The organism is Sulfurisphaera javensis (assembly GCF_041154675.1).
GTDB classification, from domain to species: Archaea; Thermoproteota; Thermoprotei_A; order Sulfolobales; family Sulfolobaceae; genus Sulfurisphaera; species Sulfurisphaera javensis.
In genome coordinates this window covers 208,572-235,081 of record NZ_AP031322.1, presented here as the reverse complement: position 1 = coordinate 235,081, position 26,510 = coordinate 208,572, and the positions used below count along the sequence as shown (strand labels likewise).

32 protein-coding genes and 1 pseudogene are annotated in these 26,510 nt (G+C 32.7%); 12 read left to right on the top strand and 21 right to left on the bottom strand.

Going from position 1 to position 26,510, the window contains the following annotated elements; translation table 11 throughout:
* The first annotated feature begins 118 nt into the window (after positions 1-118).
* Both ACAM25_RS01195 and ACAM25_RS01190 read left to right on the top strand, forming a co-directional pair.
* Complete coding sequence (locus ACAM25_RS01195) at positions 119-502, top strand: PaREP1 family protein (protein WP_369610532.1); 384 nt, start codon at positions 119-121, stop codon at positions 500-502.
* Positions 456-815 (top strand): PaREP1 family protein, encoded by a 360-nt coding sequence (locus tag ACAM25_RS01190; protein ID WP_369610531.1) that lies wholly within the window; start codon positions 456-458, stop codon positions 813-815. Before ACAM25_RS01195 ends, ACAM25_RS01190 begins: the two co-directional genes overlap by 47 nt.
* Here the strand turns inward: ACAM25_RS01190 and ACAM25_RS01185 are convergent.
* Entirely contained in the window at positions 804-1,928 is a 1,125-nt protein-coding gene (locus tag ACAM25_RS01185) for an acyl-CoA dehydrogenase family protein (RefSeq protein WP_369610530.1), read from the bottom strand. The two genes, ACAM25_RS01190 and ACAM25_RS01185, sit on opposite strands and share 12 nt — an antisense overlap.
* 72 nt (positions 1,929-2,000) lie before the next feature.
* Between ACAM25_RS01185 and ACAM25_RS01180 the strand changes: the two genes are divergently transcribed.
* Together ACAM25_RS01180 and ACAM25_RS01175 are read left to right on the top strand one after the other, a co-directional pair.
* On the top strand, positions 2,001-3,869 hold the full coding sequence (locus ACAM25_RS01180; RefSeq protein WP_369610529.1) for an AMP-binding protein: 1,869 nt from the start codon (positions 2,001-2,003) through the stop codon (positions 3,867-3,869).
* Positions 3,866-4,675: an amidohydrolase family protein gene (locus ACAM25_RS01175; RefSeq protein WP_369610528.1), complete on the top strand. Its 810-nt coding sequence runs from the start codon at positions 3,866-3,868 to the stop codon at positions 4,673-4,675. Before ACAM25_RS01180 ends, ACAM25_RS01175 begins: the two co-directional genes overlap by 4 nt.
* Here the strand turns inward: ACAM25_RS01175 and gltA are convergent.
* The 4 genes from gltA to ACAM25_RS01155 are packed head-to-tail and all read right to left on the bottom strand — an operon-like array spanning position 4,667 to position 8,370.
* Complete coding sequence (gene gltA, locus ACAM25_RS01170) at positions 4,667-5,803, bottom strand: citrate synthase (protein WP_369610527.1); 1,137 nt, start codon at positions 5,801-5,803, stop codon at positions 4,667-4,669. The genes ACAM25_RS01175 and gltA overlap by 9 nt on opposite strands.
* A complete protein-coding gene (locus tag ACAM25_RS01165; protein WP_369610526.1) occupies positions 5,803-6,234 on the bottom strand; it encodes a CBS domain-containing protein in 432 nt (143 codons plus the stop codon). Before ACAM25_RS01165 ends, gltA begins: the two co-directional genes overlap by 1 nt.
* A gap of 23 nt (positions 6,235-6,257) precedes the next feature.
* Complete coding sequence (prpB, locus tag ACAM25_RS01160) at positions 6,258-7,100, bottom strand: methylisocitrate lyase (protein WP_369610525.1); 843 nt, start codon at positions 7,098-7,100, stop codon at positions 6,258-6,260.
* Complete coding sequence (locus tag ACAM25_RS01155) at positions 7,075-8,370, bottom strand: MmgE/PrpD family protein (protein ID WP_369610524.1); 1,296 nt, start codon at positions 8,368-8,370, stop codon at positions 7,075-7,077. Before ACAM25_RS01155 ends, prpB begins: the two co-directional genes overlap by 26 nt.
* Positions 8,371-8,452: 82 nt before the next feature.
* On the opposite strand from ACAM25_RS01155, the gene ACAM25_RS01150 reads away from it, so the two are divergent.
* From ACAM25_RS01150 to ACAM25_RS01135, 4 genes are all read left to right on the top strand, one after another.
* Positions 8,453-9,379, top strand: coding sequence for a lactate/malate dehydrogenase family protein (locus ACAM25_RS01150; RefSeq protein WP_369611705.1), 927 nt, complete (start codon positions 8,453-8,455; stop codon positions 9,377-9,379).
* A 32-nt stretch (positions 9,380-9,411) separates the two neighbouring features.
* Positions 9,412-9,921 (top strand): hypothetical protein, encoded by a 510-nt coding sequence (locus tag ACAM25_RS01145; protein ID WP_369610523.1) that lies wholly within the window; start codon positions 9,412-9,414, stop codon positions 9,919-9,921.
* Positions 9,922-9,997: 76 nt separating this feature from the next.
* On the top strand, positions 9,998-10,213 hold the full coding sequence (locus ACAM25_RS01140; protein WP_369610522.1) for a hypothetical protein: 216 nt from the start codon (positions 9,998-10,000) through the stop codon (positions 10,211-10,213).
* 5 nt (positions 10,214-10,218) lie between these two features.
* Entirely contained in the window at positions 10,219-11,016 is a 798-nt protein-coding gene (locus tag ACAM25_RS01135) for an undecaprenyl-diphosphate phosphatase (protein WP_369610521.1), read from the top strand.
* On the opposite strand, the gene ACAM25_RS01130 is transcribed toward ACAM25_RS01135, so the two are convergent.
* A complete protein-coding gene (locus ACAM25_RS01130; RefSeq protein ID WP_369610520.1) occupies positions 10,991-11,368 on the bottom strand; it encodes a DUF302 domain-containing protein in 378 nt (125 codons plus the stop codon). The two genes, ACAM25_RS01135 and ACAM25_RS01130, sit on opposite strands and share 26 nt — an antisense overlap.
* Positions 11,369-11,477: 109 nt before the next feature.
* On the opposite strand from ACAM25_RS01130, the gene ACAM25_RS01125 reads away from it, so the two are divergent.
* Positions 11,478-11,612, top strand: coding sequence for a hypothetical protein (locus ACAM25_RS01125; protein WP_369610519.1), 135 nt, complete (start codon positions 11,478-11,480; stop codon positions 11,610-11,612).
* A 193-nt stretch (positions 11,613-11,805) separates the two neighbouring features.
* Here the strand turns inward: ACAM25_RS01125 and cobM are convergent.
* The 10 genes and pseudogenes from cobM to ACAM25_RS01075 all read right to left on the bottom strand — a co-directional run.
* Positions 11,806-12,573 (bottom strand): annotated as a pseudogene (gene cobM / locus ACAM25_RS01120) (precorrin-4 C(11)-methyltransferase); the annotation flags it as partial.
* Positions 12,563-13,234 carry a cobalt-factor II C(20)-methyltransferase gene (locus ACAM25_RS01115; RefSeq protein WP_369610518.1) on the bottom strand — a complete coding sequence of 224 codons (672 nt, stop codon included), beginning with the start codon at positions 13,232-13,234 and terminating at the stop codon, positions 12,563-12,565. The pseudogene cobM and the gene ACAM25_RS01115, both read right to left, overlap by 11 nt.
* On the bottom strand, positions 13,231-13,809 hold the full coding sequence (gene cbiT / locus ACAM25_RS01110) for a precorrin-6Y C5,15-methyltransferase (decarboxylating) subunit CbiT (protein ID WP_369610517.1): 579 nt from the start codon (positions 13,807-13,809) through the stop codon (positions 13,231-13,233). The genes ACAM25_RS01115 and cbiT overlap by 4 nt, the downstream gene beginning before the upstream one ends.
* A complete protein-coding gene (gene cbiD, locus ACAM25_RS01105; RefSeq protein ID WP_369610516.1) occupies positions 13,806-14,867 on the bottom strand; it encodes a cobalt-precorrin-5B (C(1))-methyltransferase CbiD in 1,062 nt (353 codons plus the stop codon). The genes cbiT and cbiD overlap by 4 nt, the downstream gene beginning before the upstream one ends.
* Positions 14,839-15,600: a precorrin-3B C(17)-methyltransferase gene (locus tag ACAM25_RS01100; protein ID WP_369610515.1), complete on the bottom strand. Its 762-nt coding sequence runs from the start codon at positions 15,598-15,600 to the stop codon at positions 14,839-14,841. The genes cbiD and ACAM25_RS01100 overlap by 29 nt, the downstream gene beginning before the upstream one ends.
* Complete coding sequence (locus ACAM25_RS01095; protein WP_369610514.1) at positions 15,590-16,591, bottom strand: precorrin-8X methylmutase; 1,002 nt, start codon at positions 16,589-16,591, stop codon at positions 15,590-15,592. The genes ACAM25_RS01100 and ACAM25_RS01095 overlap by 11 nt, the downstream gene beginning before the upstream one ends.
* 35 nt (positions 16,592-16,626) lie before the next feature.
* Positions 16,627-17,289, bottom strand: a complete 663-nt coding sequence (locus tag ACAM25_RS01090; protein ID WP_369610513.1) for a cobalt-precorrin-7 (C(5))-methyltransferase — start codon at positions 17,287-17,289, stop codon at positions 16,627-16,629.
* The gene (gene cbiG, locus ACAM25_RS01085) at positions 17,289-18,248 is read right to left on the bottom strand and encodes a cobalt-precorrin 5A hydrolase (protein ID WP_369610512.1); all 960 of its coding nucleotides are present in this window, start codon (positions 18,246-18,248) and stop codon (positions 17,289-17,291) included. Before cbiG ends, ACAM25_RS01090 begins: the two co-directional genes overlap by 1 nt.
* Positions 18,249-18,294: 46 nt before the next feature.
* On the bottom strand, positions 18,295-19,113 hold the full coding sequence (locus ACAM25_RS01080) for an isoaspartyl peptidase/L-asparaginase (protein WP_369610511.1): 819 nt from the start codon (positions 19,111-19,113) through the stop codon (positions 18,295-18,297).
* 30 nt (positions 19,114-19,143) lie between these two features.
* The gene (locus ACAM25_RS01075) at positions 19,144-20,346 is read right to left on the bottom strand and encodes an MFS transporter (RefSeq protein ID WP_369610510.1); all 1,203 of its coding nucleotides are present in this window, start codon (positions 20,344-20,346) and stop codon (positions 19,144-19,146) included.
* A gap of 84 nt (positions 20,347-20,430) precedes the next feature.
* On the opposite strand from ACAM25_RS01075, the gene ACAM25_RS01070 reads away from it, so the two are divergent.
* A complete protein-coding gene (locus ACAM25_RS01070; protein ID WP_369610509.1) occupies positions 20,431-20,994 on the top strand; it encodes a hypothetical protein in 564 nt (187 codons plus the stop codon).
* Here ACAM25_RS01070 and ACAM25_RS01065 read toward each other — a convergent pair.
* Positions 20,991-22,223, bottom strand: coding sequence for a glycosyltransferase (locus ACAM25_RS01065; RefSeq protein WP_369610508.1), 1,233 nt, complete (start codon positions 22,221-22,223; stop codon positions 20,991-20,993). The two genes, ACAM25_RS01070 and ACAM25_RS01065, sit on opposite strands and share 4 nt — an antisense overlap.
* A gap of 37 nt (positions 22,224-22,260) precedes the next feature.
* Between ACAM25_RS01065 and ACAM25_RS01060 the strand changes: the two genes are divergently transcribed.
* On the top strand, positions 22,261-23,127 hold the full coding sequence (locus ACAM25_RS01060) for a KaiC domain-containing protein (RefSeq protein WP_369610507.1): 867 nt from the start codon (positions 22,261-22,263) through the stop codon (positions 23,125-23,127).
* 7 nt (positions 23,128-23,134) lie between these two features.
* Here ACAM25_RS01060 and ACAM25_RS01055 read toward each other — a convergent pair whose 3' ends face one another.
* Complete coding sequence (locus ACAM25_RS01055) at positions 23,135-24,472, bottom strand: APC family permease (protein ID WP_369610506.1); 1,338 nt, start codon at positions 24,470-24,472, stop codon at positions 23,135-23,137.
* A gap of 42 nt (positions 24,473-24,514) precedes the next feature.
* Entirely contained in the window at positions 24,515-25,042 is a 528-nt protein-coding gene (locus ACAM25_RS01050; RefSeq protein ID WP_369610505.1) for a hypothetical protein, read from the bottom strand.
* 124 nt (positions 25,043-25,166) lie between these two features.
* Between ACAM25_RS01050 and ACAM25_RS01045 the strand changes: the two genes are divergently transcribed.
* Positions 25,167-25,508: a DsrE family protein gene (locus tag ACAM25_RS01045; RefSeq protein WP_369610504.1), complete on the top strand. Its 342-nt coding sequence runs from the start codon at positions 25,167-25,169 to the stop codon at positions 25,506-25,508.
* Here the strand turns inward: ACAM25_RS01045 and ACAM25_RS01040 are convergent.
* The gene (locus ACAM25_RS01040; protein WP_369610503.1) at positions 25,497-25,910 is read right to left on the bottom strand and encodes a DUF2299 domain-containing protein; all 414 of its coding nucleotides are present in this window, start codon (positions 25,908-25,910) and stop codon (positions 25,497-25,499) included. The two genes, ACAM25_RS01045 and ACAM25_RS01040, sit on opposite strands and share 12 nt — an antisense overlap.
* Positions 25,910-26,509, bottom strand: a complete 600-nt coding sequence (locus tag ACAM25_RS01035) for an HAD family hydrolase (RefSeq protein WP_369610502.1) — start codon at positions 26,507-26,509, stop codon at positions 25,910-25,912. Before ACAM25_RS01035 ends, ACAM25_RS01040 begins: the two co-directional genes overlap by 1 nt.
* Between the last annotated feature and the right edge of the window lies 1 nt (position 26,510).

Below are 26,510 nucleotides of genomic sequence, written 5' to 3'. Positions count from 1 at the left end.
AATAATAAGTTTTCTCATATATAGGGAATAAGTTTTTTCAACAACTTAATTTTTCATTTAAACATTTTATTATTTCTTGAGATTAAAGTTTTTAGTTAAGGTGGCAATAATATAATTAATGCTTCTATTAAAGTCTCCAGCAGAAATTTACTTTGAGGAGGCTGATGAGTTACTTGAGAAGGGGGATCTAATACAAGCAAGCGAAAAGTACTACAAAGCAGCAGAAGAAGCAATAAAAATACTAACAATAACTTTAGAACTTCAAAGTATAATAGAAAAAGTAAAGAATGAAAAAGAATGGAGCTTAGAAGTGTTAAACGAGGCTTCATTTGAGCTTACTAACATTTTAGGAGATTTCGTTCTTGAAGCTTGGAAAAGTGCTACAGCTTTAATAACTGTGAATCTTGATAAAGAGATAATTAAAAGATATAAAGAGGAGATAAAAAAATTAGTAGATGAAGCTAACATTAGATTCAATTCGAAAATTTATTCAAGAGGCTGATGAGTTACTTGAGAAGGGGGATCTAATACAAGCAAGCGAAAAGTACTACAAAGCAGCAGAAGAAGCAATAAAAATACTAACAATTAAGCATAATCTTAAAGTATTGTACAAAATTAATGAAAGAAAACGTTGGAGTTCCGAATTGCTTTTCAAGGCTGTTGATGAGCTAAGAATAATTTATAAAGATGTTGAGAAATATTGGTTATCTGCATGGAAGTTACATGTAGATGGTTTTCATGAAGTTGCTTTAAATTATGAAGAAATAAAAAGATTGAAAGAGGATGTTAAAAAATTAATTAGTCTACTGAAGTAAATAATCAATCCCTTTTCTTCTTATTACCTTATCTATAATCATAAATTGCACTTCATCAGCTCCTTCTCCAATTCTTGTTAGTCTAACATCCCTATAAGCCCTCTCTGTTTTACTTCCTTTGGCATATCCTAAGCCTCCCATAATTTGTAATAACGTATCTATAACTTCTTCAGCTAAATTTGAAGCTAAATATTTAAGAGAAGATATTTTTCCTTCTATATCTTCCAACCTCTCTAAAGGATAATTGCATACGTCTTTTATCATACTTTTTATTGCATATAACTTGGCAACTGATTTTGAAATGTACCATTGTATTCCTTGCTTTTCTATCAGTTTGGAACCAAATACTTCTCTTTGTTTGCTCCATTCTAAAGCCTCTTCCAAAGCACCTATAGATAACCCTAACGCTATAGAAGATATTGCTATTCTACCTATAAGTAATGCATATTTAGCCACTTTCCAACCTTCATTTAGCCCTCCTAATATATCATCTTCATTAACTTCACATTCATTAAATTCTACTTCAGCAGTTCCAGTACCTCTATTTCCCATAACTTCGATCTTCCTGGGTTTTACACAATTATTTCTCTTTATTATAAAAGCTGTAATAGTTTTTTCTTTTAACTTTGGGTCACCAGTTCTTGCCATTACAATGTATAAATCAGCGTAAAGACCTTGAGTTGTCCACATCTTCTTACCATTTATCACCCAATTTCCATGAATTTTTTCAGCTTTAGTATTAATACTCCCAGCATCACTCCCACAACAAGGTTCACTAAGACCAAAGCCACCTATTATTTCACCTCTAGCCAATTTCTCTAGGTATTCTTCTTTTTGATTATTTGTTCCAAAAACTCTTATAGGTTCAATTACAAGCTCTCCCTGAGCATCTTGAATTAAGGCTACTGAACCACTAACTTTTGCTATCTCTTGAATTATCGTACAAGTATCAAAGAGTGAAAGTCCTTCATAAAGTGGGGACAAAAACCCTAACTTACCCATTTTTCTAACTAATTCTCTTGGGTAGTAATCTTCTCTATCGATCTTTTCTGCTAAAGGCTCTACTTCTCTTTTAACAAACTCCTTAATTGAAGATAATATTAATTCACTCATAAGTTAAGTTATTACTGAATAATTATAAATAGTTATCATAAAGTATAAAAACAATCTATGCGATAATATCTTATGGAAGCAGAATTTTATAGTTTGCAAAAAATAAGAAAAATGAGTGAAGAAGCAGTAAAAGACCCTGAGAATTTTTGGAAAGATAAACTTCATCTAATAAGTTGGTACAAGTTACCAGAAAAAATAAGAGAAGGAGATCCTCCTTTTGAGAAGTGGTTTGTTAATGGTTATACTAACATATCTTATAATGCAGTAGATCGAAACATGAATAAATCTGAAAAAGTTGCATTTTATTGGATTAATGAAAAGTTAGAAACACGAAGCATTACTTATCGTGATTTATTCTGTGAAGTAAATAGAGCTGCTTATGTTTTGAAAGAATTAGGTGTTAAAAAAGGTGACACTGTTTCATTAATGATGCCTAGTATTCCTGAAGCCTTATACATGTCTTTAGCAGTTCACAGATTAGGAGCGATCTTAGTAATCCATTATATAGGTCTTAGTGAGGATACACTTGCATATAGGTTAAATGATTGTAATTCGAAAGTTTTTGTAGTAGCCAGTAAAGGATTTAGAAACGGGAATGAAATAAGAATAAAAGATTTTATAGATAAACTTCTTGAAACTAGGAAAACACCAGTAGAAAAGGTTTTAGTAATCAAGAGAGGATTTGATGACTTTAATGTAACTAAGAGAGATGTAATATATGAGGAAGTAAGACCAAGAGGAAGAGTTTACATAGAGCCAGAAAAAGTAGAAGCTAATGAACCAAGCACAATATATTATACTTCAGGAACTACGGGAAGACCAAAAGGACTTTATCATTCTACCGGTGGTTATATTTTAGCTTTAAATTATGCCTTTAAGGCTTTAATGGGACCTAAAGATGATGATATTTGGTGGACAATCTCAGAATTAGGTTGGCCTGTTTGGCCTATGGCAAATCTTTACGTAATTCCAGTAATGGGATTAACAGGAGTACTATATGAGGGGTATGTAGGATATAAACCAGACATATTTTCAAGAATAATAGAGAGACTAGGAGTAAGCTTAGTATGGAGTTCTACAACTATATTATATACTCTGAAAAGTTTAGGAGAAGAATCTGTTAAATCTGGGGATACATCAACTCTTCGTTTAATCTTAAACACTGGAGAGCCTTTAAATCCTGGAGCATGGAAATGGTTAAGAGATAATTTACCACATGTTACAATTGCAGACGCGTATTGGATGACAGAACATTTATTCCCAGTAGCTGGTACCCCAATGGGGTTAGGTGAAATTCCTTACAAACCTGGTTCTGCTGGTATAAGATTTCCGGGCAGTGACTTTAGAGTAGTTGATGATGATGGAAAAGAATTGTCACCGGGTAAAAAGGGATATATCGTTCTTAAACCAATAAGTCCCGCCTTAGCAAAAATGCACAATGACATTAGTGGTGAAAGAATTTTAAAGACTTACTGGTCAAGATTTCCCGGATATTTCTATACTGGTGATTATGGTTACATTGATGAGGATGGTTATTTATATGTTCTAGGTAGGGCTGATGATGTAATTAAGGCTGGTGAAAGAATTGGAACTTTAGAAGTAGAAAGTGTTGTAGTTACTCATCCTGCAGTTGCTGAGGCTGCTGCGATAGGTTATCCAAAGGAAGAGGGAGAGGGTATATTAGTTTTAGCAGTCGTTAAGAAAGGATATCCTATGAGTGAAGAGTTAGCTAATGACATTAAGATGTACTTAAGAAATAGTGGGTACATTGTTGATAAAGTGTTCTTAGTAAGAAGATTGCCTAAAACAAAAAGCGGAAAAATAATGAGAAGGTTAATAAGGGCAATAGTTAGGAATGAAGATCCGGGTGATATTTCAACGTTAGATGACACATCAATTCTTGAGGAACTAAAAAGCATTATATTAAGTGATAAATTGTGATAGATTTTCATTTCCATGCTCCAGTTAAGGAATTCCTTAATTTTTTAGGAGAATATAGAGAATCAACTATGAGGTATTTTAATGCTAAATTTGATATAAAAAGTCTAAAGGAAAGTTTAGATTATGCTGAAAGTTTAGGAATAAAGAGGGTTGTATTATTACCAATAGATTCCACGACGTTCTTAGGTAGAAAAATTCCTAATGAAGTTACTTGCAATAGTAAAGATGACAGAATTGTAAAATTTATTTCAGTAGACCCTCTAAAACCAAATGCCGAAGAAGAACTTAAAAAAATTATTAAGGAATGTGAACCTCAAGGTGTAAAATTCCATCCTCAACTTCAAGGGTTTCATCCTTTAGATGAAAGAGCTCTAAAGTTATATTCTATTATAGACTCATATTCTTTACCAGTAGTCTTCCATACGGGTACCTCGGGGGTTGGAAGTAGTGTAAGGTCAAATATTAGATTAGATTATGGGAGACCAATATATTTCGATGAAATAGCAATAAAATTCCCAAACATTAAAATAATTTTAGCTCACTTCGGATGGCCATGGACTGAAGAGGCCATTGCTATTGCATTACATAAACCAAACGTTTATTTAGATTTATCTGGTTGGGCACCTAAATATATACCAGACGTTATTTGGAAATATGCAGTCCGACTCCAAGATAAACTCATTTTTGGTAGTGATTATCCTTTAATTTCACAAGAGAGATGGCTTAAAGAGTTTAAAGAGATAAAAATACAGGAAGAAATAAAAGAAAAAATATTGAAAAGAAACGCAGAAAAAATTTTATCTTAAATCAATAGGTTTAAACTCTCTTTTTTCTGGTCCTACATATAAGGCTCTTGGTCTTATTAGCCTATGCTGTTCTTCTACATATTCAATTATGTGAGCCAGCCAACCTAGGACTCTTGAAAGAGCAAAGAGTGAAGTAAACATATACACTGGGAATCCTAAAGCATAAAATACTATACCGCTGTAAAAGTCTGTGTTAGGATAAATATGCTTAGAGCCAAAAGTATCTATTCCAAGCTTCTCTAATCTTTCAGCTATTTCATAATACTTCCTTACCTTTTCATTCTTTTCAGCAAAAGATTTAGCTATGTTTTTAAAGATTTTAGCCCTAGGATCATAAGTCCTATATACACGATGTCCAAATCCCATTAACCTATTCTTGCCTTTTATTATCTTTTCTTCAAACCATTTATCCACATTATCTACGGAACCAATTTCTACAAACTGTTTGAATGCCTCTTCTGCTGCTCCACCATGTAATGGGCCTTTTAATGCTGCTAATGCTGCTACTATACATGAATACATATCCGAAAGTGTTGATGAGGCAACTAAAGCTGCTGTTGTTGATGCTGGCACTTCATGATCAGTGTAAAGTATTAAAGCTGAATCCATTGCCTTAATTTCTTCTGTTGAAGGCTTTTTACCGAATGTTGCAGTTAAGAAGCTCTCAGCGTAACTATCTGAGGGTTCTGGTATTCTTGGCTTTAACCCTTCTTTAGCCCTATAAATATTAGCTGTAATTGTTGCTGTTTTTGCTATTATGTCAATCGCGACTTCTCTGTTACTTGCCTTATTCCATTTTGGATCATATATTGAAGCCAATATACTAAATGCTGTCTCCATCATACCTATTGCATCACAATTTCTTGGCATCGAAAATATTGATGATATAACTTGTTCTGGGACTTCAAAGCTTTCATTTAGTTTTCCTTTTACTTGCATTAATTGTTGCTTACTAGGTAATTCACCATACAACATTAGATATATTAACTCTTCATAAGATGCAAAATTTACTAGGTCATTTATGTCGTAACCTCTATATCTTAAAATGCCATTAATTCCATCAATAAACGTTAAACCAGTAGTCTTTATAATTACATTTTCTAATCCTCTACTTACCTCAACACTCATTAGTCACCACCTATCCATTCTTCTACTTTATCTACGTTGGAAAGTATAGACAAAATATGTTTTTCTCCTACAATATCTCTAATAGAAATAACACCTATAGGTTTGCCAGATTTATCAATAACGATTAAATGCCTAATACAATGTTTACTCATTAATTCTGCTGCAACATTTAATGGTGCATCTTCATCAATAGTTATTAAATTTTCAGTAGTCCCTAATTCCTCTACTGGCTTATTTAGATCTTCATCTTTGGCTACAGCCTTAAGTAAATCTCTTTCTGTAAATATGCCGATAAGTTTATCACCATCGAAAATTAGTATAGAACCAACATTTTCCTTAGCCATTATTTTAACAGCTTCCTTAGTACTAGTACCTTTTTGGACCTTAACTATTGGTTTATTTATTAGTAATTTGATTTTGTTCGGCATCATAATTTTTATATCTCTTTCGTAAACTATAAATCTTTCGCAAGTTGCTTATCTAAATTCTCATAATAATAATAATTGATAATTTCATATTGCTCTTTCCTAGTCATCATCTTATCTAAAAGAGGTTTTTGAGTGCCTTCTTTCAATAGAACCTCTAAAGCATCCTTCATCGCTTTAGCAGCTACTCTAAATATTGTTACTGGAAATATAACGTACTTATAGCCCATTTCCTTAAATTCATTAGCAGTTATATAAGGAGTCTTTCCGAATTCTGTCATGTTAGCTAATAATGGAGCTTTAACTTCTTTTGCAAAAGTAGCAAACTCTTCTTTACTCTCAAGTGCTTCTGGAAATATTATATCAGCTCCAGCTTCTAAATACATCTTAGCTCTTTCAATTGCATCTTGAAGACCATTTATTGCCCTAGCATCAGTCCTTGCAATAATTAACATATCTTTTCTTGCTTTTAAAGCAGCCTTAATCTTAACTACCATATCTTTTGGTGTTACAACTTCCTTACCTTCAAGATGGCCACATTTCTTAGGTAATACTTGATCTTCAATCTGTATTGCATTAGCTCCAGCTTTTTCTAGGATCTTTACAGCCCTATACACATTTATTGCCTCTCCAAATCCAGTATCTGCATCCACTATAATCGGTATATCAGTAACTTCCCTTATTCTTCTCACCATTTCAGCAACTTCATCAAGAGTAATTATTCCAAGATCTGGTAAGCCTAAAGATGAAGTTAATGCACCACCAGATAAGTAAACAGCTTTAAACCCTACTTTCTCAGCTAACAACGCTGTGAAAGGATTAAAAACGCCCGGAATAATTAGGAAATCAGCTTTTCGTAAAACTTCTGACAAAGTCCTTCACCCCCATCTCATCAATTTCCCAAACTAGTTTAATTTGTTTTTCAGACAAGCCTAGTAATTTAGCTTTCTCTTCTAACTCTTCATCGCTCATAGGATTAGCTGAGTGACCTCTAGGCACTCTAACTTCTTTCTCAAACGTGCCTTTATCGGTTATTATTATAACCCTAGTAGGTAACTCCTTAGGATATATTGAGGTATAATCCTCCCTTTCTATAACCTCAATTTTCTTCATCAATTCAACAACCTTTGAATCACCTATTAAATTGTAAGAATCTAACCAGAAACGTTTTGTAAGTAATGTTACAGCAGTAATGAAGGGAAGACTATGATCCGCTGTTTCTTTATTTGTAGGATTCCATTTATCTTCAGTATCAGCTAAAATTGTTTTCCCAGCCTCATAAGTTTCTACAATAACTTTCCTTATTTCTCCTTCATAACTTAGATTTAATAGAGCTTCTACAGTGGCTTCAGCATGATATTCTACTGGATATTTCTTTATAAAAGTCCTTAATATAGAACCACTCTTAATCTTCTCAAATTGTGAGAGATCCATATCCTTAGCTATAACATTTAAAAAACCAAAAACCCCAGAAAACGGTTTGTCTGGTGCAGTAAAACCATTTTTAGCTAACAAAGTTGCAAAAACGGAATTCCTTACAGCTTCTGCAGTAGCTCCAGCTTTCCACATTGATAACTTTCCAGATCTAGATTCTCTAAGCGCAATATGGGGAACTAAAGTCAAAGAAATAGCATTCTTAGTTTTTTCTTTATCTAACCCTAAAAGTTTTGATAAGGCAGAAGCTGAAGCAACTTGAAGGAAATTAACATGATCATATCCTTTTTTCCTTAGACTTGTACTATCACATAGCCTAACTCCAATCTCATATCCTACTATTATACTCTTAAGTAAATCTTCACCCTTTACATCAAAACTGCTTCCTACAGTCAATAACCCGCCTATCATGTCGCTTGGATGCAATGGCTCTTTACTTAAATATGTATCATTAAAGTCCAAATAACGAATTAAGAGAGTATTGTAAAAAGAAGCAAAGTCTATTGTTGCTTCTCCTCCTCCTAAAAGTGGAGAATTACCGAGGAACAGCGAAGACATTTCTCTTAATATTTTTGCTGGTGGAGAAGATGTTGAAGCTAATGCTACTGCAAGGCTATCTAAGAGTCTTCTTTTAGCTTCATGAAGCATTTCTTCCGTAAAATCGTCAGAAAAAACCACGTATTCAGCTATTTTATCAGCTAATTCCATAATCTTTCTTTTTGAAACTAGCAATATAAACTTTTTGAGATAAATTTAAATAATCAAATAGAGAATTTTAAACATGATAAACATGACAAAAATTGCCTTTATAGGAGTAGGGAAAATAGGTCAAACAATAGTTTTTAATACAGTAATTGATGGTTACGCTGATGAGGTAATGCTTTATGATATTATCCCAGAGTTACCAGAGAAATTTGAACACGAACTTAGACACGCTCTTGCGTCAAAAAGGCTTAAAGTAGAAATACTTTCTACTAACAACTTAGACGACATATCTGGTGCGGATATCGTAGTTATAACTGCTGGTAAACCAAGAAAGCCTGGAATGAGCAGAAGGGATCTATTTGTAGATAACGCAAAGATTATGATCGATCTAGCTAGTAAATTACCTAAAAAGAATGCTGGAGCAACTTACATAATGGTTGCAAACCCAGTAGATATGATGGCTTCTGTATTTGCAAAATACTCTAAAGAGTTCGTTGTAAGTACTGGTGATCAAGTAGAAACAATGAGATTAAGAGCTTATATTGCAAAAAAGTTAAAGTTGCCAGTTTACAAAGTTAACGGCTTTGTTGCTGGAGAACATGGTGAAGATGCAGTGGTTTTATGGAGTACTGTAACTGTAAATGGTAAACCTTTCTCTGAGAATTTGGGAGTTACGAAGGCTGAAGTTGAGGATTACGTGAAGAAAATACCAGGTGAAATAATAAGAGTTATGGGTGGAACTACGTGGGGTCCAGGTACTATAATTGCAGAGTTAATTAGAGCTATTGCTTTAAATGAAAACAAAGTTATGTCAATTGCCATACCAAGACAATTTGAAGATGAAATAATCCATGTAAGTGTACCTACTGTTGTTGGCAGTTCAATTGGTCCAACCTTAGAGAGTTTACTTGATGAAAAAGATAGATGGAACTTAATGGCTTCGATGAAAGACTTTTACAACGTATATAAGGAGAACTTAAAGCAGTTAGAAGCATCAATACAAGCACAGTAAAAACTTTTACCACCCTTTTACTATTTTTTATCGTGAAAATACTTCTTGTTGATTATGACAATACGCTTTTTAATACTAATGATTGTGTAAAAGCTTCAGCAAAGGAATTATGGGGAATTGAAATAGACGGCGAAGAATTAAGAAAAATAAAGAGAGAAGGGAAAAGTGCAGTCTATTCCTTAGCTTATACGAAGTATAGCCATTTAGCTAAGCCAAACGTTAAAATGATTGATTATATAAAGAAAAGAATCTCTGAAGGAGACATTGTTTTTGTATTGACTGCTAGGCATTGCTCCGTAAGGCCATATGCTGATTTTTCTCTTCTATCGCACGGTATAATAGTTAGCGGAATAATATGTAGAAATGATGAAGAGATGAAAATGAAAGATGAAGAATGGAAAGCTAAGATAATTTCTCTTTTTGACGGAGAAATTGAAGTGTATGATGATAAGGAAGAAAACTTAAGATATTTTAGTAAGTATTTCAAAGATGTCAAATATTTTCTAGTGAAAGATAACGAAATAATTCCTTATAGTGTATAAAGAACTAAATACATCTACATAGTTCTATTTTGTCTACTTAGATAAGTCTTAAAATTTTTATAATTTATCAGTACATATGAAGTTCTTATTAGCATCTTCCCTCCTCCTTAGCTTGCTATCTTTATTTATATATCCTCAATACACAATCTTACCTTTAATACCATTATTACTCTACTTAAGTGAAATTAAAGTAAAATCTTTCATAACTGCAACTTTATTAATCTTATCTATCCCTCTAGATAATCCAATAGTTTATGGTACAGTATTAGAAATAGCATTAATTTCGTGGTGATGTAAATGGACTTGTTAATGAAACTGATAATCATTGGAATAGTACAAGGTATTTCAGAATGGTTACCAATTAGTAGTAAAACTCAAGTATTACTGACTTCTCATTTTCTATTAGGATTAGATGTTGCTATTGCGTATTCTTTTGGCTTATTCATGGAAATGGGCTCAATAGGTTCAGCAGTTATTTACTTCAGAAAAGATATAGCTAACGTGTTTAAAGATAGAAAATTGTTATTTTACCTAGTTATCGTCACAATTATTACTGGAATAGTAGGAGTACCTCTTTATATAGTCTCGGATAAATTATTGCAAAATGCATACAATCCAGCGATTCCTATGATTTTCCTAGGTATAGCATTAATTTTTGACGGAATTTATATAAGGTTTTCAAGGATTAAAATAAGAGAGTTCAGAGATCTAAGAACAAAAGATCTAATATTATTAGGAATAGCACAAGGATTAGCAGCTTTGCCAGGAGTAAGTAGATCCGGAATGACCGTCTCGACAATGTTGTTCTTAGGAGTTAAACCCGAAGATGCATTTAGATATTCTTACTTAGCTTATATTCCAGCAGCTTTAGGGGCTGTTGGAACTACAATTCTCTTCTCCAAGAGTAATATCTCTTACGTTATTTCTTTAGTTGGATTAACTGGAATACCTATAGCAGTGATTTCAGCGCTAGTTATAGGTTTAGTAACTATAGATGTACTCTTGAGATTTGCGAAAAAGAGAAACATTTATATTATTGATTTTACATTAGGGGGAATAGCTATATTGATTAGCCTTCTCGCCTTATTTGGCTAAGTATAGTTAACATAAATTCATCCATTTTCTTTAGAACATCACTTTCTACATCATACTCCTTTGCAATCTCACTAGGTAATTTATATTCAACAAAACATTCTCCGTCTTTTTCCCATAAGGCGAGCCTTAACGGCAAATCCAAAGATATTTCTATTTTTTTCTGCATTAATAAAGTACCAACCCTTGGGTTTCCAAAATAGAGCACTTTGCATTTATTTAACTGAAGTCCAACTTCTTCAGCATTCTTTTTGTGATCTACTTCAAAAAATAGAATAGCATTTAATCGTTTTATTTCATTTTTTATCTTTTGTTCACATTCATCAAAATTAAATTTACATTTTATAATTTGCATATGAGAAAAAAGAGGTTACATAAAAATAAGTTTTTACCCAACTCTTAGGAAGAAAAATAAATACGATGAATTTCAACACTATTTTATGTTAAGTAAAATAGTTTTTATTTTGCTTGAAATTTTAGGAATTGGAATGGTATATTTAGGGTTTAAAACACAAGGAGGAATCTCAATAGCTTTAGGTATTGGGGGGCTTTTACTGATGATTATTATTGCAATGTTGTATACTAAAGGATCTTCATAGCTTCTTCTCTTAATTTAGGATTAACCCTAGCTTCATTTAATACTTTTCTTATTTTTTCAGCCAACACTTTCTTATCCTCTTCATTTGCCTCTTTGTATGCCTCAATTAACGCTTTAAGGTACTCCTCTCCGAAAATCTTATCAGTCATGTATCTAAGCTCAAAATACTTTAATTTATCAATACCTTCAGCAGTCCTAAAGCTAGTATAATGGTTCGGATCATAAGTGCTAGATCTAACTAAACCCTTGTATTTCTCTGGCCTAACTATCTTACCTACTATTATAACAGCATCCCTAGTGATCTTCTCTTTCTTAACTTTTTCAGCTATATCTTTTAATTCTCCTAAAATCACCTTTTGTTCATTCCACCAAGTCGCTTTATAAACAACAGCTACTGGCATATCATCTGATATTCCAGATTCCTTTATTTCCTCAACTACTTTGTTAATCACATGAACACCAGTATAAATAACTAAAGACGCGCCCTTATTTAGGAGTGGTGCAAAGTCTTTTATAGAACCTTCCATTGGCACAGAAGCTGATGCCCTAGTTATTATAACTGTCTGTGAAACTTTTGGCAAGGTTAGTTCTATTCCTAAAACTGATGCAGCCGCTATTGCAGCCGTTATTCCGGGTATAAGTTCATAATTTACTCCAGCATCTTGTAAAGCCCATAATTCTTCCATTAATGCACCATAAATTGAAAAGTCTCCAGACTTTAATCTAACCACAAGCTTTCCTTCTTTTACTCTTTTTATCATAATATCTACTATTTGTTCTAGGGTAAGTTCAGCAGTATTTACTATTTCAGCATCTTTTCTTGCCCACTTTAATATTTCTGGATTTATTAACGAACCAGCATAAAGAACTACATCAGCGTCTTCAATGTAATTCTTTGCCTTAACCGTTATTAATTCTGGATCTCCTGGGCCTGCTCCAATGAAAACTACCTTACCTTTCAATTTTCTTCACCCCTATGAGCATGGAAAAATAATCTTTATCAAAAGTACCATCCCATGGAATTACTTTTTCTCCCTCTAAATAACATCTCTTAGCATAAAAAAGAGTGTATTCTTTTCTTAGTAATTCCGATATTTTATCTAAGTTCTCATTACCTTTCATAACTATAATGCTTTCAACCTTATCTTTAACCTCTTCAATAAGTGAGATTCTACTGGAAGGAACTATTAGAATTGAGTCTTCACCTAAAGCTAAAGGTAGTTTAATTCTTGATGCACATGCGGTAACAGAACTAACACCTGGTACAAGTTCAATCTTATCAAAGCATTTAGAGACATATTTGTCTATCCTAAAGTAAGTACTATAAAGTGTTGGGTCACCAAGAGTTACAAAAACTGACACTTTTTCACTTTTCTCACACATTTCTTTACCTAATTTCTCTAATTCTTTCTCATTAACTTTTTTAGCCATTGGAAATCCTAAAGTAATTACTTTAGCCTTTTTTTTAGCATATTTTCCAATAATAGAGTACGATAAACTTCTATTAGTGCCAGTGGAATAAGGAACAAAAATCACGTCAGCAATTGAAATAATTCTCATTCCTTTTACAGTTATTAATTCTGGATCGCCTGGGCCTAATCCAACGACATAAAGTTCTTTCATTGTTTTTCACCATATACAATAAATATTGGATTGCGTGAAATCATAGCATACCCTTTGCTAGTTTTCATTCCTTTTGCAACTATTACTTCAACGACCTCAGTTTTATAGTTAAGTTGATTTAATACGGATAATGCTTTCGTTACCGTTTCTAAAAGAATAGCATCAATTACAATTCTTCCTCCTTTTTTCAATTTCTTATCAGCTGTTACAATTATTTCTTCAAGCCTTTCAGTCCCACCTATAAATATTGCATCTACAGTTTCATTAATATGATCTAATGCTTCTGGGGCTTCTCCTTCAATAATTATAACATTCTTTAAACCAAATTTTTCAACGTTTTTCCTTGTAAGCTGTACTGCCTCTTTCTCCTTTTCAATAGCCCAAACCTTGCCTTTTTCACCCACGAATAAACTAGCCTCAACTGTAACGCTTCCAGTACCACTTCCAACATCAATAAATTTCGCCCCTTCAAATAATTTAGCTTTAGATAATGCCAAAACTCTTATTTCTTCCTTGGTCATTGGAATTTTCTCTTCTCTAATAAATTCCTCATCTGGAATACCTGGCATTCTCATGTTTCTCCCTCCTTAGCTAAAACCTTTCCTTCATCAGATAGAATTATAACACCTAACTTTGCGTTTTTCGAAATCTTCCTTAACCTTTCTAACACTCTTTTAGCAATAACCTCAAAGACTTTTCTTTTTTCTTCTTCTGACAAATAAGTCAAAGCTTCTGAGATGGTTAAAGAATTAGCAATTTTCTCGATCTTATCAATTGGTAACTTAGCTAAAACTGAAGCGTGAGTTAAAGTCTCTATTCTTGCATCACCATACTTACTATGAGTATTCAAAAGACCAGAGGCTACTTTAGTTATCTTACCCGGTAAACTTACCAAAATTATGTGAGTAAATCCTTGTTCAACAGCTAGCTTTAAAGAATCTCCTACTCTATCCCCTATCTTTACAACAAAGTCACCGTACATTTTCTTTGCATACTCAAAGCTAGTATTTCCTGGGGCTAAAACCAATTTAGAATTTCCAAGGGTTTTTATTACACACATTTCAGTCTTTATATGATCTAAATAATCCTCATCACTTACCGGATACTCAATTCCAGTAGTACCTAAAATTGAAATACCGTTTATAATGCCTACATCTTTGTTCATTGTTAATTCAGAAACTTTCTCTCCATCTGGAACCTCGACTCTTACTTTAACTCCATCTTCAATAACCTCTTTTATAGCACTCAATATCATTTCTCTAGCAATAGGACTTATTGCCTTACTCCCAATTTCTACTTTTAGACCAGGTTTAGTAACAATACCTATACCTTTTCCTCCTTCTAAGACTATTCCATTATCTAGCTTACTAGAACAAGCACTAATTTTAATTCCATCCAAAACATCTGGGTTATCTCCAGAGAATTTTGATACTGTAGCGCAATATTCATTGTCTTTCTCGAAATACTTATCTACAAATATTTCTAAACGTAAACCTATAGGTGTTGGAATAGTAACACTTTGAGGTTTTTGTTTTTTAATAAGATAAATAACTGAGGCTTTAGCTGCGGCGGCTGCTGTAGATCCAGTAGTGATTCCAAACCTTTTAAGAGTTAAAAGCATTGACATAATCATACCTCGACGTATAACCTCTAGGGGTTATCATTTTGCCATTGCAAACGTAAGTTTTGGAATTTCCGACAATCATTATAGTAATCATATTTATTTTATCCATGAAGTTATTCCATTCCTTTAAGTTAGTTACTATAACCTCTTCATTATCTCTATAAGCACTTTTAATAATACCAACTGGAGTTTCAGCTTTTCTGTATTCACTAATAATTTCCATAGCCTTAATTAACAAAGGCTTATTTATAGGGTTGTATAATGCAATAACAAAATCCCCTTCTGCAGCCTTTCTTACTCTATAAAGTATTTCGTCCGCTGGAACTAATAGATCGCTTAGGCTTATAACTGCAAAATCCATTGATAATGGTGACCCAAGTTTTGCAGCTGCAGCTAAAGCAGCAGTTACACCCGGTATTATTTCAACGTCAACGTTTATATTATTTGCACACATCATCTCTAAAGTAGGACTTGCCATTCCGTAAACCTGAGGATCTCCACTAGAAATCACAGCTACTGTATGGCCTTCTAACGCTTTCTTTATAGCTACTTTAGCCCTTAATAACTCTTCCTTCATCCTTGCGGTTATAACTTCTTTACCGTCAAGTAAATCCTTAACCAGTTCGGCATAAGTAGTATAAGCTACAACTACATCACTTTCCTTCATTGCCTCTAACATTCTTAATGTCCTATTTTTAGGATCTCCGGGACCAGCACCAATTATGTAAATTTTACCAGCCATTTTTACTCACCATCCTTATTAATTCATTAATTATTGAAACTGCTATGCTACTCCCACCATATGTTCCCCTGAGCACTATAGAAGGGATACCAGACTTAATTAATTCCTCCTTAGCTTCTATTGCATTAGTAAAGCCGGGAGGAGTTGCAATTACTAGAGGTACTTCGACTCCTTCTTTATTTATTTTAATTACCTCAGCCAAAGCTGTTGGAGAGTTTCCAATAACTACAATTTTAGGTGATTTTAAACCTATTCTTATTGAGGCAGCAGTTCTAGTTATTCCTAGTTTTTTAGCTAATTCTCCGGCTTGATCAAGATAATTTTCTACTTTGTTCCATCTTATCCCAGCCATAACCATCTTTACATCAGTTAAAATAGGTAAACTTACTTTTAGACTCTCTAAACCTACATTAATTGCATCTGGAGAAATGTAAATTTTATCAATTAGATCAAGGTTACCAGAAGCATATACTCCTCTAGCTATTACCTCTCTTTCTGCGTAACTTAAATTGGGAAGTTTTTCAGAAACTTTATCTCTAATATAATTCATTGTTTTTTCTTCAATTTCTTCGGGATCTTCCACATAATTAAATGTCCCATAAGAGAATGCCTTAAAAATTCTGTAAAATAAAGCCAACTTTACTAATTCAGAATCGGCCAATGGTTTTGTAAAATAAACTTCTATCTCTTTTCCATTATATGTACTTTTAGTCCAAGTTTGAAATTCAGTTACGTTAAAGCTTCCCATAATGTCTCTTGCAACATGATTTCCTCTCCCTAAAAATGCTAAAGCGAAAATTATTTTATTAATTCCTTGATTTAAAAGATCTGTAACTATATTTCTCCAATTAGGCTCTGTATACTCATTATGAGAAAGAAACACTGGAACTTCTAATTTTTCCTCCAAGTACCTTGCAACGTTAATCATATCTTCTACAAAGGTATTCCTTCTTGATCCATGCGTTATGATTATAACAGCTTTATCCGGCACACTTGTGGATAGCTTATCCAAATATAAAAACCTTTTTAAGAAAAGGAGCATTGAGGAATATAAACAATTGTTAAATCACTAAACTTCATGTCCTTTAATATTATATCCTCTGGGAAAAGATTATACACTTTCTCGTCTGGATATGTTAACTTTTCCATTACAGTTATTTTACAATTATAGTTGATTTCCTTAAGTTTCAAAGCAATCTTTTTAACACCATCAGGATAGGGTTCTGGGTTAACTAAAATACCTCTTCCAGCTAATAAAAACCTCTTTATTTCATCATAATCAATTGGTCCTCTTACATGAAATGTAATAAATACAACTTGTGACAGATCCTTATCAATAATATGTAAAGCTCTAATTATCGATGAGACTCCAGGTATGAGAACTAGATTAACTCCCTCTTTTTCAGCCAGTTTCTTAATCTTTTCAATCAATTGAAAATCTGAGACAGAAGGGTCTCCGTGATTAAGAAAAGCCACGTTAGTTTCCTTAGCTAATCTCATAATTTCTTCTAATTGTTTGCTTTCTTCTCTATAATTTAACTTAATTACTTTTTTCCCTTCAAGATAAGTTGAAAAACGTTCTATAACACTTCCCCAACCAGAAATAATGTCACATTTTTTAATTATCTCAAGCCCCTTAACTGTAATCAAATCCGGATCCCCTGGACCAACTCCGATAATGTAAAGCATTATTCAAATCCCGCTATAGCTATCGTAACTTCTCCATTATAAACCATTTTTCTTAAAAGTAATTTTGAATTTTTACCAGCAGATATTAAAGCTGAAACTTCAGCTACACCTTTTAAACCAACTTCTTTAAGTTTTTCAGATTGGGGTGATAAACATTCATCCTCAAAGGAATTAATTTCCTCTTTAGTGATAAGCCTAAAAGGAATCCCAAGCTCTTCGGCAACGCTTTTAACACTTTCTCTTAGAGATGCAATAACTTTAACTCTATCTAAGTTAATGTTTAATTTGTTAAGTGTTGTAAGTATTGCTTCTTTTATTGTCAATGGAGAAGTCTCTAATTTACTTCCTATTCCTATTGCAAGTTTATAAGGTTTTAGATACACTGTGTTTTCATCCTTGTCTATATTATCACCTATGACTACTTTATACTGGCAATCTTCTCCTATAACATAACCATTTACTCCACGAGGTAATGATGAAACTCCTTTAACACATACTTTTTCACCTCTGACCAAGGCTGAAGTTACCTTAACTATTGCTTTAACGTTTTGTATTTTACAAAATAATAATCTAGCTAATTCCTCCACGCTAGTTACTCCTAAATTTTCACTTGCTGTAGTAATTACAGCCTCTCCATTTATTAATCCAGCTATTTCTTTAGCTAAGTCATTTGCCCCCCAATGTGCACCTAAAATTGGAATTACGTATTTACCAGTATCATCAATTACTATTACTGCTGGATCAATATCCTTACTTTTTGCATAATTACATATAGTTCTAACAGCACCACTCAATGCCATAGTGAAAATAATTGCGTCATAACATTTCCAAATTTTTTCAAAGTCTGCCTCAGAATATTTATATAAACTTACAGGGTAATTACCTTTTAGGATATCGCGTATTTTTTCCGCAATTTCTGATTTAGAGGCATATATAATTGCAATCCCTCTCCAATACATAGATATTAAGAAAAACTAACCTCCTATTTAACTTTATTTTATAAACTCATATTTCTCCTTCAAAAACAAATGATTTTTCATTATTTTTGTCTTTTACACCTCTTGCCATTCCCACAGTATTGTAATAAGCATAAGCATAACCTTTTGAGTCAATTCCTATCATTCCAATATTTCCTTTTCCAAACATTTCAGTAACTTTATTTATCACACTTCTAATAGAATCTTCTATCGAAAAACCCATAGAAACTAAAATATCAACTTCTTTTGCAGGCAAAACTCTAAGAATTATTTCTCCAATGCCAGTTGAGGAAACAGCAACTCTAGGTGTTGCGTAATAACCAGCACCAGGGATTGGAGAGTCACCAACTCTTCCAGGATATTTACCAGAAATTCCTCCAGTGCTTGTGCCAGCAACCAAGTTTCCTTGCTCATCTAAAGCAACAGCACCAACTGTGTCTCCTCCTTGAGAATTTCCGAGAAATTCTTTAAGAGATTCTTCACCTCTATTTCCTACTAGAAGAACATGCTTACCGTCTAGCATAACCCTCAAAGCTTCTTTAATAGGATTTTTAACCCTCACTGATGCTACAGCACCAACTCTCCAAGTATTGCCGTGCATTATTCCAGCGTCCATCTCTATTTCGCCTTTAGCATTTTTCACACTTCCAATTCCAGCATCAAAGGCTCCAGAATCCTCCATATAAGCTATTGCCTCAACTACTGCTTCAATTGCACTTCCTCTTTTAAACTCCTCATAACCTCTGTTTAACGCATTTTTTATTTCCCTTAATCCTTTTTCACTGTCTCTTTTACTCCAATCTCCAGCTCCTCCGTGAATAAGAAGTATAGGTGGAGTATACTTCACATAATAAAAGGAGAAGAAAAGAAAAAAGAATTAACTAATTTTTAACTCATTTACCTTAAGTGTCTCCGGGCCTAGTAATAATCCTATTATTGCTAATATCCCACCTATTGTTAGAACAGTTAATGATGCCACTTTTACTGGCATTATGTTACTAAGTAAGGATATATATATTTGAGATAAACCAGCAATAATAAATGCTCCATTATATGAAAATCCAACTCCAGTAGCTCTGCTAAAGGTCTTAAATCTTTCAGACAAATAAGCTGGAGTTATTGCAGATGGCAAATTTATTAAAAATCCGAAAGCTAAAATAATGTCTAAAATGTTGCCAGTAGTAGAAAATAAATAAAGGAGTGAACCAGCTAAAATTGATAATACTGACCCAATAATAGCCATACCTTTTCTCCCTATATAATCAGAGACAAAGCCAGAGATAATCATTGAAGGTATTCCTATTAGATTCATTAGTAGAGCAAGAAAACCAACTTCTTGCTGAGCAAGTTTAAGTATTTCCCCAAGAAATACTGGTACAAATTGTGGACCAGAATAAATCATTAACCAAAATCCAATCATGACAATTATTGTCTGGAAAATTGGTTTTAATCCAGTTCTTATAGGTTTTTTCTCAGACTTTAAGTAAATTTCTGGCTCAGTAATTTTGTATCTGATAAGCAATGCAAGAATAGCTGGGATAATGCCTATTATGAAAATATATCTCCAACCTGTTGTAATAAAACCTGGTTGAGATGCTAAATATGTGAAGAGAGCATCAACTATAACAAATCCAACAAGAGTACCAGATTGTAAAGTGCCGGAAAATAAACCTCTGTGAGAATAAACACTCTCCATTGCTAATGTAAAGCTTGATGATACATCACCGCCAATAAAGAAGCCTTGAAACGCCCTTAACAAAGAGAGAAAAACTGGGGCTAGCAAGCCAATTTGGTAATATGTTGGTAAAAATCCAGTGAGGCCAATTGATAGTGAATAACCTAAAACTGTTAACATAAGTGAAGATTTTCTTCCTCTCCAATCTGCTATAACTCCGAAAATGAATGATCCTAACGGTCTAAAAACTACTGTAAATACTATAGGAAGTACTGCACCTAAAAGACCTAAAGTTGGATAAAATAATTTTCCTAGTATTGTTGCTGTTATTACTACTGCTCCTAGGTCATATGAATCCATAACCCATGAGAGAAATGCACCGAAATAGTTTATTTTCCAGTTCATAAGATTCAAACTAATTTAAAATTTAAAAAAGTTGATTTTACAGTCTTGAATTAGTTTTATATATTTTCAGTAGAAGTATAATTCATGCTTGGACTAATATTAGCAATTCTATTTATTGTAATAGACGTGGTAATTTCAATATGGAACAGCTATAATTCTGGCAAAATTTTTGCATATAGAAAAGGAATAGGAGAACTGACTTATGTGCTTGGTGGTTTTCTACCAATGTCTTACATTATAGCTTTAATACTGACTATCATTCTTGCTGAACTTGGTTATCTATCTTTTTCAGATACTGTATTTCTATTAAGCTTTAGTTTTCTCTTCTTTGGATTAGCAATAGTTATGTGGGGTGTAATAGCAACTACATTCTCAGCAATAGCAACAGTAAAAGGTAGAGATTGGAAGGCTGGATTAATTACTGTCTGGAATGCTTTCGCAACAATTTGGGATGCTTACGATTATATCACTGGCTTTTTATCTGCATGGAAATCAATAAGAAGAGCAATTGACTCGAGTGACTTCTCGATACTAGATGTTATTGCTGTCATAGCTTTAGCTATTGGAATAGGATTTGTAATAACATATGTTGCTTTTAAAGAAGGTGTGAAAAGTGAGAGAGTAATCAATTATAGAAGATATTACTAATAGTTAGTTTGTTGAATATATTTTAACAATATCTTTTTTACACTCTCAGCAACATTATTCCAACTAGAATGAATTTTTAAAAAATAAAGAAGTTTTTCCTCATTCATTAAATCTATTATTTCTGACTCTTTCATTCCAAGAATTTTTAGTGACTCTTTTGCTATTCCTTCTATATCAAACTCTTTCACAATTTTTACTGCGCTTAAATCAGAATAAACTGTTCTAATTGCAGGAATATCATAAGCGACGACCGGAGTTCCTAAAGCTAAAGCCTCAAGTACTACTAATGAAAATCCGTCTACATGTGTAGGATAAATAAAGAGCTTAGCTTTTGAGACTATTTCATAAAGCTTTTTTCTTTCCACAAAACCTAAATATTCTACGTCTAAATTATATTTTTTAACTTTTTTCCAAAATTTTTTTTCATTATATTTATCAAAAAATTTTCCCATTAATACTAATTTTGTTCTTTTAGTAGAGTTTATAATTTTTAAAATATCTGGTAATTCTCTTATTCCTTTATCTTGATTTAACCTACTCCAAAATACAACATAATCCTCCTTACCTTTACCTCTGTATTTTAAAAGCTCTGGATCAAATGCATTACCCGGATATATTACTTCACCATTTATACCAGATATCTCCAAACTACCTTTACTCACTGAAGCAATAAAAGTAGGCTTATATTTCTTTAAAAGACGTAAATGGATCCTTTTTGAAAAGAGTAAGTTATAAAGAAATCTAGTATAAAATCCTTTACCAGTGTAAGGGTTAATTCCATAAAACTTCATAAGCCTCTTTAAATACTCAAAAGAGTTATTGTAAAAGAGAGGCTCATGAATTGCTAATCCAAACTTTTTTAGTTTACCACCTAAATAAAATATGTCAAATGAAGTATGGTCTGGTTCATAAAGGAAATCAATATTTGAAACATCGTAAGCAGAAGCAAAAGTCTTAGATAACTTTTCAGAATTAAATAAACTAGGCTTTTCTTTTACTTTATCCAAGAGCGAGTAAAAATCTTGGCTAACTTTTATACCTTGCCTTTCAAGTTCTTTTACTTTTTCTTTTACTTTATCTTTATCCCATCTTAAAACCTTGCTTGAAGGGAAATAAATTATATCAAAATCTTTCTTTAATCTAGTAACAACTTCAAAAGAGTGAACAAAACCACCACCGGCAAATGTAGGAGATAGAAGATTATCATAAACAATGCCTAACTTAATCACAACTAGTTTTATTATTTAAGATATAATAACATTATCGATGAAAGTTCCGAGAGTTAGAACATATGTTCCCGGTTTGGATGAAATCCTTTACGGAGGAATACCAGAAAGAAATATTGTATTAGTTTCTGGTGGACCTGGTACTGGAAAATCAATAATGGCTAAACAGTTCTTATATAACGGTATAGTTAAGAAAGATGAACCCGGAGTATTTGTTGCACTCGAGGAACATCCCGTTTCGGTAGTTAGAAGCTTTAAGCACTTTGGCTGGGATATAACAAAATATGAAAAAGAAGGAAAGTTTGCAATTGTAGACGCTTTTACTGCTGGAATTGGTTCAACAGCACAGAAAGAAAAGTACTTGGTAAAAGATCCTGATAATGTAGGTGAATTAAGCAGTGTTTTAAGGGAGGCAATAAAAAATACTGGAGCTAAAAGGATAGCAGTTGATTCCGTTAGTACGCTGTATCTTAATAAACCTGCAATGGCTAGATCGATTGTGATGCAATTAAAAAGAATAATCGCTGGATTAGGATGTACAGCGATTTTCGTAAGTCAGGTTTCAGCTGGAGAAAGAGGTTTTGGTGGACCCGGAGTAGAACATGCAGTTGATGGTATAATTAGGCTTGACTTAGATGAGTTTGAAGGTCAACTTTACCGATCTATTATAGTTTGGAAAATGAGGGATAGTAAGATCTCAATGGTTAGACATCCAATGGATATAACTGATGAAGGTATCATAGTTCAATGGGATAAATATTTAAGAATAACTAACCTTAAAGCTGAAGCTGAGCCATTACCTAAAGAGGAAATTGAGGAAATGAAGAAAGCTATAGAGGAGACTGAAAAAATTGAGGAAGAATCTGGAAAGGAAATCAAAGTGAAAGAGATTGAGGAAGAGGAATAAGATATTCCTATTCTTCCTCTTCTTCTTTTTCTTTGCTCATATCTATTATTTCAGCGATAAAGAAACCTATTATTAACCACAATAGGAAAATATCTAAAGCTATAGCAGGGGAAGATTCTACAGAGGTTATCATAATATATGATGTGAAGATTATAGACATTATAGATAATGTAACTTCCATTATTCTTTTTCTTATTCTCTTTAAAGATATTCTAAATAAGGAAAAATCTGAAGCTAGGTGAACGTAGATGTTGGCAAATAACGATATTAAACCTACAGCAACAAATGCATTTTCAACATTAAATCCCATAAGAAAAGTTGATACGAATGATATAAGCCAATAAGCTCCTACAGCAAGAGCTACAGCATAAATCGGCTCACTACCATTAATTAATTTAGATAATATTTTAGGGAAAAAATCATGATAAGCCATTGCATATATAGTTCTAGAAGTAGCAAACATAAAAGTTAAAGTAGCTAATATACCGTCATTAACAGCTGCTAAGAGCACAAAAGCTAGAGTAATTATCCCAAACCTATCCTCAATTAAATGCAGAACATCTAAATTTGATGTAGGTAAATGAAAGAAAACAATATGATCGGTTATTGCATAGATATCTAATGCAGCAAGTAAACCCCCCAGTAATATAACTGTTATTATTGCTCTAGGTACAGTCTTCTTAGGATCTTTAACCTCACCGGATAAAGGTGTAATTGAACCATAACCAGTTGGAATGCTTGAACCAAATATAACTGCTAATGCGATCTGACTTATTGGTGGAAGTTTAGCTATAGGGTTATAAAACGTAAAATGAGTAGAATATAAAAAAGATCCAGCGACAGCTGTCAACATTACTATTTCTAATATACTGGCAAAAATAGCATACTTAAATGAGGGTTTTTTCCCAGATATAGCTAGAATTGAAGATATTCCTAGAATAATTCCCATAATTATGAGAGGATTTACGTTGAAAACTGTACTTAAAACGTAAGCAGAACCTAGAGCATATGCTACTCCATAAAACGAGGAATATAATAAATAAGTCCATCCAGTTTCAAAGCCAAGCCTCTTTGTTAATGAGTAATATGCATATGTGTAGTAGCCTCCTTCTTTTGTAAATTTTGTTGAGAGTTTATAAACTACTAATCCATTGCCTAAAACTAGTAAAGTACCTAAGATAATTGCTAAAGGGGCAAATTCTCCAGCTATAATGAAAGCCTCAACCCCATATATTAAAACACTAAGAAAAGGTGATTGACCACCTAGTGAAAGAAAAACAAGATCCCTAAGACCTATTTCTCTTTTAGGTTCTTGTTGTTCCTCCTTTTCAGATGATCTTGACATCCATTATATGCTTATGATTTGACATTTTTAAAATTTGTTTATTTAATCCTCTTTTTTCTTTACTTGTAATCTTACTTTATATTTATTTTTGCCAGCTTCTATCATTTCATAATCTACGATATACCCAGAACATTCTCTATGAACTGAAATTTTATCTTCTGAAAGTGTTAATTGTGGATCCCTACAATTAACTAATAAATCCTTTAATCTATCTTCTATTTCCTCTCTTGATGAGACGTAAAATTCAGTATACATTCCATCGGTAGTTATTGTAGAATATGAAGACTTATAAAAAATAAAATTAAACGTAAGTGTAGCTATTACAGTATCAATAATTGAAAAAATGACTGAAAAAGTCGGCAAGAGATTTCCTAGAAATGGAACTTTAAGTACATAAATTGCTAGAGAAATGTAAAATGCTGAGGCTATTAATGAAGATAAAATTATTGTTAAGACACCTTTCTTATGTTCTCTTTCTAAAAAGGAGGTAACAAAACCTAATATTAATCCACTTAGTATGGGAAGCCACCATATGGCTAAAGCCAAAGGTATTAGATATTTGAGTTTCACTCTACTACTTACGCTATGATTCTTTTTAAGCATTACTCTCTACCGTCAAACCTATTAAAAAACTAAAAATAATTTTTATCAGTTAAACTTAAATCAAATAAAGTAGGTTTTAAAATGATAAAAAATGGCAAAGTTCCTTCTTGTTGTAAAATCCCAAGATCAACTAAATGTAAATACAGCAGTTAATGTAGCTCAAGGATTAAAAATGATGGGGGCAGATGACGTTAAAATGGTTTTCCTAGGACCCGGGATAACAGCACTAAATAAGAAAAATGACGTGTCACAAATAGTTAATAAAGCTCAAGAAAACTTAAAGAAAATGAATATCACTGTTTATGCATGTGAAATGGCAATGAAGAACTATAATGTGAACAAAGAAGATTTGATATACTTTAACGAGATATCTAAAGGAGCAGACGTGATAGTTAAATTTGCAAACGAGGGATACCAAATACTAACCTTCTAAAAGAGTTAAAATCATATAAGCCCCATTTTTGACTAAAGTTACAGTATTTAATATTTCATTTTTTGTTAACCCTTCAGCAAACACAATTTTGCCTATTTGGACACTCTTTGGTATTTCAGCATCTGGAGGCATAAAGAAAAATTCTAAGTTCATCCTAATTAGTTCTAATTTTATGTTCTTTAGTATAGAAGGATTTCTTTTTATCTTTTCATGATCAAGATCAACTATAACAGTAATTATATAGTATGTTGCGTTAGGATGCGACCTAAGTATTGAAACTTTAACACTGTTTTCTATAGGTGGAGAAACAGTTATATGAAAATAAGCATTACCAGAAGTGACCTTTTCAACTTTCATTCCTAACTCTACAAACCAATTATATATTTCTGTATCTGTGGCCATTAACTACACCTCAGAGCTGAATCACCCATAGTTGAGTCTACTTTATGTCGAGCAGTTGACTCTGCTAAATAAGTTATCGTCTTTATCACATTATCAGGTTGTAAATTAACTGGAAACGGAAATTGTATAGATGAACGATTTAACCAATATGCTTTAAAGCCTAATGATTTTGCTACAATTATATCTTGCGGATTTGAGGAAACTACAGTTATTGCACCTTTTACAGTATTTGTTCTCTTAGTGACATATTCAAAAAATTCCGTAGAGGGCTTATATCTTTTAATCTCCTCAGCTGATATAACATCTTGAATAAAAACATCAATATTGTGCTTTATTAAAAATTGTTTGACAAACATTTTTTCTAAGTTCGTTATGATAAATATCCGTGCCCTATAGCTTAACTCTTCTAACATAAGTGCATCTTGAAATAACTCAAGGTCAAGCTTTATTCCCTTTGATTGTAATAAAGCTGTAAAAGGAATATAGACTCTAGCTAAAGTATAAGTGTTGAGAACGCACTGTAAATCATATATTTGTTTTATAATATCTTCTTTTACTTTAGCTATTGTATTTAAGAAATTAAAAGCGAATATATACATT